The following is an 11,964-nucleotide window of genomic DNA, read 5'->3' as shown; positions in this document are numbered from 1 at the left end:
TGCTGGCGGTATCGTTTTGTCATTAGAGTAACCGAAATAAAGAGGTTCCCGTGTCCCGTACAATTATGTTAATACCTACTGGCACCAGCGTTGGCTTAACTAGCGTTAGCCTAGGTGTCGTTCGCTCAATGGAACAAAAAGGTGTTCAATTAAGCGTTTTCAAACCTATCGCACAGCCACGCGTCTCTGGCAATAAAGACCAAACCACTGAAGTCCTGCGCTCTCATTCAAGTATTACCACCATTGTTGAACCACTAACAATGGAATACGTAGAATCGCTACTGACCTCTTCCAAAAAAGATGTGTTAATGGAAGAAATCGTCGCTCGCTATCATGACCACACAAAAAATGCGGAAGTGATTTTAATTGAAGGTTTAGTGCCAACGCGTAAACATTCATTTGCTCAATCATTAAACTATGAAATTGCCAAAACATTAGGCGCAGAGATTGTTTTCGTCACTGCACCAGGCAACAGTTCAATCACACAAATGCAAGAGCGTTTAGAGTTAGTACGTAACGAATTTGGCGGCCAACGTAATAAAAATATCATCGGCGTTATTATCAATAAGGTGAATGCACCTGTTGATGAACAAGGTCGTACTCGCCCTGACCTATCTGAAATCTTTGATGATTCAACCAAAGCGACTGTGGCTAACCTCGATACTAAGCAACTTTCTGCGCTGAATCTGCCTGTACTGGCATCCATTCCATGGAACTTTGATTTAATTGCCACCCGTGCAATTGACATGGCAAAACACTTAGGTGCAGAGATTGTTAACGAAGGCGAAATCAAAACTCGTCGTGTTAAATCAGTGACTTTCTGCGCTCGTAGCATTCCGCACATGCTTGAACACTTCCGCCCAGGATCATTATTAGTGACCTCAGCGGATCGCCCTGATGTATTAGTTTCTGCCTCACTAGCGGCAATGAACGGGGTTGAAATCGGTGCAGTTCTACTAACGGGTGGTTACAACATCGATGCGCCTATTCGCCAGCTGTGTGAGCAAGCTTTCGAAACCGGCCTGCCTGTTTTCATGGTGAAAAGCAATACATGGCAAACATCGCTGAATCTACAAAGCTTTAGCTTAGAAGTCCCAGCTGATGACCATGAACGTATTGAAAAAATTCAAAACTATGTGGCTCGTCATATTAGTAGCGATTGGATTGAATCACTGGTTGCTGACTCAGAACGCCCTAACCGCCTATCACCACCAGCATTCCGTTATCAGTTAACTGAATTAGCACGTAAAGCTGGCAAACGAATCGTTCTTCCTGAAGGCGACGAACCGCGTACAGTTAAAGCTGCATCTATCTGTGCAGAGCGCGGCATTGCAACTTGTGTTCTATTAGGTAACCCAGAAGATATTCGTCGTGTTGCTGCCGCACAAGGTATTGAACTCGGCACTGGTATTGAAATTGTTGACCCAGTTAAAGTACGCGAAGAATACGTTGCTCGCCTCGTTGAATTACGTAAGAGCAAAGGAATGACTGAGGTTGTTGCTCGTGAGCAATTAGAAGATAACGTTGTATTAGGCACATTAATGCTAGAGAAAGGCGAAGTGGATGGCCTAGTTTCTGGTGCTGTTCATACGACGGCAAATACTATCCGTCCACCGTTGCAATTAATTAAAACAGCACCGGGTAGCTCATTAGTTTCTTCTGTGTTCTTTATGTTATTACCAGAACAAGTATTTGTGTACGGTGACTGCGCTATCAACCCAGACCCAACTGCAGAGCAATTATCTGAAATCGCTATCCAATCTGCGGATTCTGCTAAAGCGTTCGGTATCGACCCACGTGTTGCGATGATTTCTTACTCTACAGGCGATTCAGGTGCGGGTAGTGATGTTGAGAAAGTGCGTGAAGCAACGCGTTTAGCACAAGAAAAACGCCCTGATTTAATTATCGATGGTCCATTACAATATGACGCGGCTGTTATGGCGGATGTTGCTAAGTCCAAAGCACCTAATTCACCAGTTGCAGGTAAAGCGACCGTATTTATCTTCCCTGACTTAAATACCGGTAATACCACGTATAAAGCCGTACAACGTTCTGCAGACTTAGTCTCTATTGGTCCAATGCTGCAAGGTATGCGTAAACCAGTCAATGACTTGTCACGCGGTGCATTAGTTGATGACATCGTGTATACCGTTGCGTTAACTGCTATCCAAGCAGTACAAAACGAAAACGCTTAATTCATCTCTTTCTGCTAAAAAGCGCTCAACTGAGCGCTTTTTTATTGCCTGATTATTTTTAACTATCTTTTACGCGTAAATAATGAAACCACTACCGCAACAATAATATTCAGAATAAATGCAGCAATACCGATATTCATAAAGCTCAAACTTTCTCCTAACCAAGGGAACAATTGTGCTAAAGAAATTTTCTCTATATAGGTTACCGCAAGGAATAAAACCCCCGCAGAAATTCCACAAATAGCACCCGCTGATGTCATTGGGTTTTGCTGTTTAAAGCTCATCAGTAAAGCAGGGAAAAACTGCGCGACAATATTGACCCCGAGTAACATAATAGCCACTAAGGTATCATTACTGTGGAAAATAAAATACAAGCTGACCAACGCAACGACAGGTACCATAAAGCGAGCATACACACCAGACTGGCGTTTTTCTTCACTTACTCCCATCGCTTTTTGCACAACTCCCGCTAACATATTAGAAGTAGTTAGCAACAACATCGAACCAGGTACTAATGCGGTTAACATCCCTGCCGCACCAATAAAACCAACCACAATCGGTGAGAAGGTGCTCTTAGATATCTCAAACAGCGATAAATCCACTGCCGCCCCTTCAAGATGTGGAATTTGCAATATGGATGCATAACCAACGAAAAATGCGAATAGCATAATCAAACTGTACGCTGGGATCAGAATACTATTACGTTTCAGTGATTTTTCATCTTTTGCGGTAAACACTGCGGCCATATAATGCGGCCAACAGAAATAGGCAACCACAGATAAGAATATTGTGGAAATATACCAAGGGATATTTAGCCCCGTTTCGGAGAATGTTAAAAAGCTTGGCATCGCCGTATCTATCGCTTTAAACATGTCCCCAAAACTACCGTAATAATGAAGTGGAATATAAATACCGATAAAAACCACCACAATTAAAATCATTAAGTCTTTTAGTGCTGATGTCCAAGCTGAGCCATGAATTCCTGAAATCATCACAAATAACGTCACTGCAATAATTCCAATCCAAATGGCAATATCTGCTGGAATTGCGCCATAAGACGCTTGAGAAACAATAATGCCTAATCCTTTAAGCTGTAAAACAAATAAAGGCACCATTGCAGCAATAGATATTAAGCTAATTAATAACCCTAACCCCGGGCTTTGATACTTTTTGGTAAATAACTCAGAAATCGTTCTGACATCATTATCTTTTGCGAATCGCCATACCCTTGGGTGTACCCAGTATAAAAAGATCCCCATAAAAGCATTGACTGCCAAGGTATATAGAATCGCAGGGCCTTTACCATAAGCCCAGCCACTCCCGCCAAGGAAGGTAAACGTGGTATATATTTCCCCCGCACTCAGCAAGAAAACTAACAGTGCACCATAACTACGACCACCGACAGACCACCCTTCATGGTCCATCGTTTTTCCTTTCTTCGCACGAATAGCAAGATAAATACTAAACAGGAAGAAAACAGTAATAATAATTAGCGCGGAGCTCATGATGTTTCCTTAGTATTTTTATTATCTAATATATTGATTAGTAACATAACTAAGGCTGTAACAATCACCCATGAGACAATCCAGAACATTAAAAATGGCAAGCCCATAACAAAAGGCTCTACTTGGTTGGCATAATAGATACCCACGGTTAACGCTAGGATTGGGAAAATAACTAAATAATGATACCACTTCATATTCCGCCCCTTATTCCACTTGCCCGAAAGAAATCAATTCACGAGGCAAATGACTTAACATTTCCACACCGTCTTCAGTAATCAGAAGCATATCTTCAATCATAATACCGCCAACACCAATCCCGTAATAAGGTGTTTCTAAGCTCATTACCATCCCAGCTCGAAATATTTCTGTGGTCGCAGCGCTCACAAAAGGGGCTTCTTCCAACCCAACGAACACCCCGTCCCCATGGCCTAAGTGCCCACGGTTATAATGGGGCAAACCCGAAGAACGAATGAGTGCCATTGTTTCATTGAAAACATCACTTAATGCAACGCCGGGCGCAACTCGACTTAACATATATTGATGGCCTTTTAAGATAGTTTGATAAATAGCAGCGACTTTTTCATTCGGTTTACCAACCACAAATGTACGTGCAATATCAGCACCATAACCTGCCACATCAACGCCACAGTCAAATTTAATTAAATCCCCTTCTTTTGCAGGTTGGTCATCAGGGATCATTTTCGGTGAAAAATCACTGCCCACTGAAATTAAATTGAAGCGGCTATAATTCGTTTCAGGAAATTCCATCACTTTCGCTTTAAAAGCGGCGGTTAATTCCGCTGAAGTACAGCCGACTTTGATCAATTTACTCGCAGCAGCAATACCAGCCTCTGTAATTTGTGCTGATTTTCTAAGATGAGCAATTTCCCACGGGCTTTTAATCATGCGTAATTCATTAAATAGCGGCGAAGAATCAACCAAATTTAATTCAGGAATAACCTTATCCAACCATACTTTACCTGTATGTGTAATTTGGTTTAATTCAATTGCAACCGGTTTACAATAAACTCCCGCTTCTGACAACGCCTCTTTGAGTAAATTGAAAATGGTTTCTATTGGGCTATTAATTGGCCTTGCCTTCATCACTTTGCCATTTTCAGGATTGTAAGGGTCATCAACATCCACCCAAATTGGAAATGTTTTAATCCTTGCGTTAGGCATTTGAAGTGACAAATTTGCCGCTTCAAATTCATTCATAATAACCAATGATTGAATAGAAGGATCACGAAAAATAACCGCAATCGCCGAACCTGTTTGCCTGAAAGTGTACATAAAGAAGCTCGCAAAACCGGTTAAGTGATAAAAGTTATCACCCACGGTTGCGATTAACGCTTCAATTCCTTCACGCTCCATAATCTCACGGGCTTTATTGGTTACGTTATCAAGGTGTTGTTGTTTCAAAAAAGCATCTTGTTTATCAATTGTCATTTTTATTCTCTCGAAGCGTCATGTATACACCAAGCAGTGCATCATATCGCAAACGATAAATGTTAAGATCTGTCACATTATATCTAGTGTAGAAATGAATACATCGTTTAGCTTGCAAGTTTGTTATAACTAATCGTTATATATTAGCTTGAAATTAACTTTGCTAGAGATTTGATTTTGGGAGAAATAAAGTAAAGGACTAAATAAAATAGCCCTTTAACAATTTTAATCTGATCAACTATGAGTTTTCAGCACAAGTGATGGTTTTTTCTAACTCATTATTCCGAGTCAACCATAAAGAAAGCGCTTTAAGTGAATCCGGCGTAAATTCGTCACAGCGTGCGCTGATCTCTTTAGGGGTCAACCAACTGACCTCAACAACTTCAGATTCTTGTAAAGCAAATGGACCATGGCTCACACAGCTAAACAAACCACCCCATACACGACAATGCGCATCTTCAAAGTAAAAATGGCCATGTTCAGCAAAAGGAACGCCAGCAATACCTAGCTCTTCTTCAGCTTCACGCTTTGCAGAATCAAGAATGTTTTCACCTTGCGTAACCACTCCTCCAGCTGTTGCATCGAGGAAACCGGGGTGAAAATCTTTAATGTCTGTGCGTCGTTGAACCAATATTTTGCCCATTCCATCATGAACAACAATGTAAGTTGCACGATGACGTAGGTTTTCTGCTCGCATTTGGCTACGTGTTGCCTGAGCAATCACAGTATTGTCTTCATCAACAATATCGACCCATTCAACAACTTCGGTTTGTTGTTCCATCCTGTAAACCTTTTATTTTTAAGCTAAAACTGCTTATATCATTAGACTGATTCTTATTGTATGCCTGACAATACCAATCTGCATTGATCCGCACCTATGAAAATGATCCTAGCTGAATTTGTGATTGGTTGCCATCATAAAAAGCACTTCTTATTACAGTGATAATGAAACCGAATTTTTTAAAGGCAGGCTAAGCAAATCATACAAATTGTGTTCACAAATGCTATAGTTAAATCATAACGCTGTAGTTTGTTACTGATCTCAGGGATATCCCCTAAATAGTTCAAATTGCAGCTAGGCGCCAAGAGATGGCAGCCTTAGGAGCATACACAAGTATGTGACTAAGGTGACAGAACGTAAGCAACAACGCTGCGGTTTGAAATATGACGGGGATGGCGATGAAGATACTCATAACAGGCGGCACCGGGCTAATCGGAACACCACTAATCCAAAAACTGATTTCTCTTGAGCATCAGGTTACTGTATTAAGCCGCTCTCCACAAAAAGTTTATAGCCAATTTTGCAAGGCTGTTGAGTGCTGGACGTCTCTCAATGGTAAAACCCACTTAAATGACTTCGATGCTGTCATTAACCTAGCAGGCGAACCTATTGCTGATAAGCGCTGGACAGAGGAACAAAAAAAGTTACTGTGTGATAGCCGTTGGAAGTTAACTCAGCAGCTTAGTGAGTTAATCACAGCCAGTGAAACCCCTCCCCGGGTATTTTTATCGGGCTCTGCTGTCGGCTATTATGGCAATCAGGGCCAATCGGTCGTTACCGAAGACGAACAGCCCCATGATGAATTTACTCACCAACTCACACAGCATTGGGAAGCTTTAGCCGCTAATGCTCAGTCAGAAAAAACTCGCGTTTGTTTATTACGCACTGGCCTTGTGTTATCAGCGAATGGCGGTTTACTTGCCAAAATTCTCCCCATTTTTAAAATGGGTGCAGGTGGGCCAATTGGTGACGGGAAACAATACATGCCGTGGATACATATCAACGATATGGTTCGTGCAATTTGTTTTCTATTAGATAACCCAACGCTTTCTGGCCCCTTTAATATGACCTCACCTTATCCAGTCCATAATGACCTATTTTCCGCCACGTTAGGTGAAGTTATTAATCGCCCTTCATTTGTACGAACGCCCGCTTTTGTGATTAAAGCCATCATGGGGGAATCCGCAGCGCTGGTATTGGGTGGCCAACAGGCGATCCCCAAACGGTTAGAAGAGGCAGGCTTTCAATTTGAACATATCGAGTTAAAAGAAGCGCTAACTGACTTACTTATTCCACATACTGATGAGTAAGGGTTATTTCCCCCCCTGCCAACGATGAAATAGGTCTTGTTCCAGTTCGATATCAAACTGATCAAGGATACGATTAACTGTTTGGTCAATAATATCTTGAATAGTCTCAGGCTGGTGATAAAACGCAGGCATGGGAGGCATAATCACGGCTCCCATCTCCGCCGCTTGCACCATCAAACGTAAATGGCCGACGTGCAATGGCGTTTCGCGTACACCTAACACCAATTTTTTACCTTCTTTAAGCACTACATCCGCCGCCCTAGTGACCAACGTATCAGTATAACTGTGAACAATACCTGATAACGTTTTCATGGTGCAAGGCATGATCACCATCCCAGCAGTACGGAACGAACCGGAGGAAATTGCAGCGGCAATATCGCGGCTGTCATAGTTATGGTCGGCTAACTGTTGAACGTCTTTCACCGTGTAAGTTGTTTCAAGTGCTAATGTTTGACGGGCGGCCGCACTCATCACCAAATGGGTTTCTACACCTTTGAGCGGTTTCAACACTTCAAGCAAGCGGACACCATAAATAGCCCCACTCGCCCCTGTTAACCCAATGATAAGTTTCTTCATTTCCCTACCTAACCACCCAAGCAAACGATAATTGAGCATTATATACGAAATACGCCACGGTTGCAGATGCAAAGAAAGCATTAAAATTAATTAAATAGGCGACTAATAACTCACTCATTATTTTAGCCTACAGCCAACAACGCTACAGGTTAAAAGGCAAAAAGGATTTCTGGATCAGCCGCAATCCCAATTATACACCACACGACTAAAATCACGTTTTTTCAGATCATCTGGGTGAATAAAGAAATTACCGACTCCCATATCTCCCCACATGATCCCTATTTCATAATCGGTATTTATTTGTAGAAGCAATTCATATTGTTGAATATCTTCTTCGTATTCTCTTGGGTCGGTTTGAGTGAAAAACGGATAGCCGCCGATGCAGTGTGCCCCTGATTCAAACGTATCACTGTAGGGCTCAACCCATTCATCGTAAAAATCTTCCCCTTCAAATTGCTCTTCATAATCATAGAGGTTGTCGACCCCTAATATTTTCTGGCCAAATTGGAAATCATCGATGCTGATGTACTGCTCCGCAGGCGTATATTCAATACTGTATTGATGGTCTATGGGGGTATAGTAGTCATCAGAATGGGCAGCAATCACCGCAGAAAAATCTTGGGTTAATTGCTGAGTATCTTCAATAACCTCTTCCCAATAAATAATACGGAAATCTTCTTGTTTTTGTCGCTGCTCAAAATCAGCCCCATATAAATCATCACCACCAATAAAAAACTGTAAAATCCCCTTTTCAGGGTAATTTTCTAATTTAGGCATTTGTGCAAAATTAATTTGAGCAAGCAACTTGAGTGGCATCCCTTCGCTATTCGTCGGGTATTTTTCATTTAGTGGCAAATACGGCATTCCCCCAACACGACTATCCCATAAAACATAGTCTTCAATAGGGGTTAACGTCATTTCAACAAGCGGTTTTTTAGTGGCTTTGATTTTATCTGCGAAAGGTTTAATCACATCAGGGAGGGAGTTGAAATCAGCCATATATCGCTCCAAATAGGCAGTTAATGTCCCTCTAGCTTACTCGATTTTTACGTATTTTAAATCAGATATAACTGTAACTTAGGCCTTCATTTGACGTCATAGTTTTCTTGATATTTTAGGCTACAGATTAAAGATGGGAAAAATCAGAATCACTGTGGATTTTCTATATAGTTAGGGTTACAGCTAGGCGGCTAGCAAAGAGACCCTAGGAGCGTAGAAAACTACGTGACTAGGGCGAATTTGTGAAGCCAACAACGCTGTAGCCCAAACTATGACGAAAATTGACGAAAATTTAGCCTTCGTTATAAATCTCTAGGTCTTCAACCTCACTCTGATCCTTCAACTTTAACTCATCGTCTTTTCGTAAGTTTTCTAGGTAGTCTAAATAACTTTGGTCGATATCTTTGGTCACATAAATGCCATCAAACACGGAACACTCAAATTCTGTAATTTCAGGGTTTTCTTCACGCACCGCGTCGACTAAATCCGTTAAATCTTGGAAAATTAGCCCATCTGCGCCGATAAGTTTGCGAATTTCATCCACTTCGCGCCCGTGTGCAATCAATTCATTTGCATTTGGCATATCAATGCCATATACGTTAGGGAAACGCACTTCGGGTGCCGCTGAGGCAAAGTAAACATTTTTTGCTCCGGCTTCACGCGCAAGCTCAACAATTTGCTCCGATGTTGTTCCGCGTACAATGGAGTCGTCGATAAGTAAGACGTTTTTATCACGAAACTCCGCACGGTTCGCATTAAGCTTACGGCGCACCGATTTACGACGTTCTTGCTGACCCGGCATGATAAATGTACGGCCTACATAGCGGTTTTTCACGAAACCTTGGCGGTACGGTTTATCAAGAATATGCGCGATTTCTAAGGCGATATCACACGATGTTTCTGGAATAGGAATTACCACATCGATGTTTAAGTCTTCCCATTCGCGAGCAATTTTAGCGCCCAGTTTTTGCCCCATACGTAACCTTGCGTTATACACCGACACTTTATCAATAAAAGAGTCTTGGCGAGCAAAATAGACATACTCAAAAATACATGGGGTTAATTGTGGGTTATCAGAACATTGGCGTGTAAATAATTGGCCTTTTTCTGTCACATATACCGCTTCGCCAGGCGCCACATCGCGTAAAAACTCGAAACCTAAAGTATCAAGCGCAACACTTTCAGAAGCGACCATATATTCATGTTCACCACTTTCAGTAATGCGGCGCCCTAATACTAACGGACGAATACCGTGAGGATCACGGAAGGCTAACATGCCATGGCCAATAATTAATGCCACACAAGCATACGCACCGCGTAATTTTTTGTGCATCGCGGACACAGCACTGAAAACATTGTCTGGCTCGAGAGGGAAATGATCAAACCTATCCAGCTCATGGGCTAATACGTTCAGTAATATTTCAGAATCAGAAGTGGTGTTAACATGGCGGCGCGCTGTTTCAAATAAACTCCGAGTGAGTTCATGAGCGTTTGTCAGATTACCATTATGCGCAAGTGTAATACCAAAAGGTGAGTTTACGTAGAAAGGTTGCGCCTCGGAAGCACTTGAGCTACCTGCCGTTGGGTAACGGACGTGCCCTAACCCCATGCAGCCCTGTAATCTCAGCATATGACGTGTTTCAAACACATCTTTAACAAGGCCATTTGCTTTGCGTAAACGAATGTTGTTTTTGCCATCAATAGTGGCAATACCTGCTGCATCTTGCCCACGATGTTGAAGCACCGTGAGAGCATCATAAATTGATTGGTTTACCGGTGTAACACCGGCGATACCGACAATACCGCACATTTAGTCTTTCCTCATCAGCCAGACGGAGAAATGTTCTCCGGTAGGAAACTTGACGCATTTTGCAGGTAGTCAAAAAACCACCTGATTATATGACTGAACTGCGGAATAAGTTCCGAACGCTGCCAGTCCTCACTTTGAGGTAATGGTGTAAAGGTATCGAGAAAAAACAGCAATGCCGAAACAATCAATACACCACGCAACGCACCGAAGCAGATCCCCAGAACACGATCTGTGCCTGACAACCCCGTTTTTTGTACTAATGAGCTAATCACATAGTTTACGACTGCGCCAACAATCAAAGTGGCAATAAACAGTGCGGCGATAGCAATGCCATTTCTAACCAGCACATCCTCAAAGCGAGTAAAATAGTCAGCTAAATAAGGATAAAACGTACTTGCAACAAAAAAAGCACAGCCCCATGTAACCAGTGAGAGCGCCTCTCGTACAAACCCACGGATCAAGCTAACTAATGCCGAGAAGCCAATAATGGCGATAATTGTGTAATCTATCCAGACCATATTCCATTCCAAAATTCGCACTCGCGACATCAGCGAAGTGCATTCTAACAGAAAACGAAAACGTTTGCGTAACCATTTTTCTATCAAATTAAAAAAAATAGCGGCGAAAAGAAAAAATCATAATCGCCGCAGTAAGTTACTAAATCCCCTTACCTTTTAGGGATTATTTAAATTCTATTTTAAGGTTTATAGCTTTGAATTATCCCTTTTGTTCCCGTAATCCTATTCAGTTCTGGTAAAGCCGCTTCTAGCCTTTGCCTTGAGGCCTCAGGCCCTACGTAAATCCGCGTGAGTTTATTATTCACTGGTTTTGCAGGAACAGTATAAACTTGGTAACCAGACAACCTGAGTTGTGCGACTATCTCCTCAACTTTACTCGCATTGTTCAATGCGATGACTTGCACCACAAATGCTTTGCCTTGTGGCTGAGGTTTCGGCTCGGGCTTAGGTTCAGGTTTCGGTTGTGGCTTCGGCTCAACTTTAGGCTCAGGCTTCGGTTCTGGCTTTGTGGGTTCAACTACGCTTGGTGCCGGAGTCGTCGTCGATGGCCGTGTTTCAACCTGTTCGTTTTGCTGCTGCGTAATCGCTTCTGATAACATGGCTTCAGAAGCCCCTTCTGAAGAAGCTGTTGTTGTCGTACTTACAATAGGCGCTATTGCCTCAATGTCTTCTTCATCACCTGGTTTAGGGATAATAGGAATGGCCGCAAATTCATTTTCATTGTATTTCTTATCGCCATCAAGCAGAGCAGGAAGCACAATGACCCCCACTGCAACAAGCACAATGGCGCCAGCAAGTCGATTCTGAAATTTACTAGCCAC

Annotated in this window: 11 protein-coding genes; 2 read left to right on the top strand and 9 right to left on the bottom strand. The window is 42.3% G+C overall.

Annotated elements, in window-relative coordinates; all coding sequences use genetic code 11:
* Positions 1-65 precede the first annotated feature (65 nt).
* The gene (gene pta / locus P3L40_RS09130; RefSeq protein ID WP_153673987.1) at positions 66-2,195 is read left to right on the top strand and encodes a phosphate acetyltransferase; all 2,130 of its coding nucleotides are present in this window, start codon (positions 66-68) and stop codon (positions 2,193-2,195) included.
* 62 nt (positions 2,196-2,257) lie between these two features.
* Here the strand turns inward: pta and P3L40_RS09125 are convergent, their stop codons facing one another.
* From P3L40_RS09125 to yfcD, 4 genes are all read right to left on the bottom strand, one after another.
* Positions 2,258-3,700 (bottom strand): sodium:solute symporter, encoded by a 1,443-nt coding sequence (locus P3L40_RS09125; protein WP_136135029.1) that lies wholly within the window; start codon positions 3,698-3,700, stop codon positions 2,258-2,260.
* Positions 3,697-3,894: a DUF3311 domain-containing protein gene (locus tag P3L40_RS09120; protein ID WP_004257337.1), complete on the bottom strand. Its 198-nt coding sequence runs from the start codon at positions 3,892-3,894 to the stop codon at positions 3,697-3,699. The genes P3L40_RS09125 and P3L40_RS09120 overlap by 4 nt, the downstream gene beginning before the upstream one ends.
* A 10-nt stretch (positions 3,895-3,904) precedes the next feature.
* Entirely contained in the window at positions 3,905-5,149 is a 1,245-nt protein-coding gene (locus P3L40_RS09115; RefSeq protein ID WP_144141280.1) for a M24 family metallopeptidase, read from the bottom strand.
* A 238-nt stretch (positions 5,150-5,387) separates the two neighbouring features.
* Positions 5,388-5,930 carry an NUDIX hydrolase YfcD gene (gene yfcD, locus P3L40_RS09110; RefSeq protein ID WP_004257328.1) on the bottom strand — a complete coding sequence of 181 codons (543 nt, stop codon included), beginning with the start codon at positions 5,928-5,930 and terminating at the stop codon, positions 5,388-5,390.
* A gap of 398 nt (positions 5,931-6,328) precedes the next feature.
* Here yfcD and P3L40_RS09105 point away from each other — a divergent pair, with 398 nt between their 5' ends.
* Positions 6,329-7,240 carry a TIGR01777 family oxidoreductase gene (locus P3L40_RS09105; RefSeq protein ID WP_094962708.1) on the top strand — a complete coding sequence of 304 codons (912 nt, stop codon included), beginning with the start codon at positions 6,329-6,331 and terminating at the stop codon, positions 7,238-7,240.
* A 3-nt stretch (positions 7,241-7,243) separates the two neighbouring features.
* On the opposite strand, the gene P3L40_RS09100 is transcribed toward P3L40_RS09105, so the two are convergent.
* The 5 genes from P3L40_RS09100 to dedD all read right to left on the bottom strand — a co-directional run bounded on the left by P3L40_RS09100 (position 7,244) and on the right by dedD (position 11,964).
* A complete protein-coding gene (locus P3L40_RS09100) occupies positions 7,244-7,816 on the bottom strand; it encodes a UbiX family flavin prenyltransferase (RefSeq protein WP_136135026.1) in 573 nt (190 codons plus the stop codon).
* A gap of 174 nt (positions 7,817-7,990) precedes the next feature.
* Positions 7,991-8,815, bottom strand: a complete 825-nt coding sequence (locus tag P3L40_RS09095; protein ID WP_004257311.1) for a YwqG family protein — start codon at positions 8,813-8,815, stop codon at positions 7,991-7,993.
* Positions 8,816-9,107: 292 nt separating this feature from the next.
* The gene (gene purF / locus P3L40_RS09090) at positions 9,108-10,625 is read right to left on the bottom strand and encodes an amidophosphoribosyltransferase (protein WP_004257307.1); all 1,518 of its coding nucleotides are present in this window, start codon (positions 10,623-10,625) and stop codon (positions 9,108-9,110) included.
* Positions 10,626-10,639: 14 nt separating this feature from the next.
* Positions 10,640-11,143, bottom strand: coding sequence for a colicin V production protein (gene cvpA / locus P3L40_RS09085; RefSeq protein ID WP_004257304.1), 504 nt, complete (start codon positions 11,141-11,143; stop codon positions 10,640-10,642).
* 179 nt (positions 11,144-11,322) lie between these two features.
* On the bottom strand, positions 11,323-11,964 hold the full coding sequence (gene dedD / locus P3L40_RS09080; protein WP_112307565.1) for a cell division protein DedD: 642 nt from the start codon (positions 11,962-11,964) through the stop codon (positions 11,323-11,325).

Source organism: Providencia sp. PROV040 (assembly GCF_032706145.1).
In the GTDB taxonomy this organism is placed as follows: Bacteria; Pseudomonadota; Gammaproteobacteria; order Enterobacterales; family Enterobacteriaceae; genus Providencia; species Providencia hangzhouensis.
The sequence above is the reverse complement of the archived record's forward strand: the minus strand, read 5'-3'. Positions and strand labels throughout refer to the sequence as shown.

Excerpts from the sequence above, each read along its gene's own strand:
- pta (WP_153673987.1), top strand. The coding sequence starts at position 66 with ATGTTAATACCTACTGGCACCAGCGTTGGCTTAACTAGCGTTAGCCTA.
- P3L40_RS09125 (WP_136135029.1), bottom strand. The coding sequence starts at position 3,700 with ATGAGCTCCGCGCTAATTATTATTACTGTTTTCTTCCTGTTTAGTATT.
- P3L40_RS09120 (WP_004257337.1), bottom strand. The coding sequence starts at position 3,894 with ATGAAGTGGTATCATTATTTAGTTATTTTCCCAATCCTAGCGTTAACC.
- P3L40_RS09115 (WP_144141280.1), bottom strand. The coding sequence starts at position 5,149 with ATGACAATTGATAAACAAGATGCTTTTTTGAAACAACAACACCTTGAT.
- yfcD (WP_004257328.1), bottom strand. The coding sequence starts at position 5,930 with ATGGAACAACAAACCGAAGTTGTTGAATGGGTCGATATTGTTGATGAA.
- P3L40_RS09105 (WP_094962708.1), top strand. The coding sequence starts at position 6,329 with ATGAAGATACTCATAACAGGCGGCACCGGGCTAATCGGAACACCACTA.
- P3L40_RS09100 (WP_136135026.1), bottom strand. The coding sequence starts at position 7,816 with ATGAAGAAACTTATCATTGGGTTAACAGGGGCGAGTGGGGCTATTTAT.
- P3L40_RS09095 (WP_004257311.1), bottom strand. The coding sequence starts at position 8,815 with ATGGCTGATTTCAACTCCCTCCCTGATGTGATTAAACCTTTCGCAGAT.
- purF (WP_004257307.1), bottom strand. The coding sequence starts at position 10,625 with ATGTGCGGTATTGTCGGTATCGCCGGTGTTACACCGGTAAACCAATCA.
- cvpA (WP_004257304.1), bottom strand. The coding sequence starts at position 11,143 with ATGGTCTGGATAGATTACACAATTATCGCCATTATTGGCTTCTCGGCA.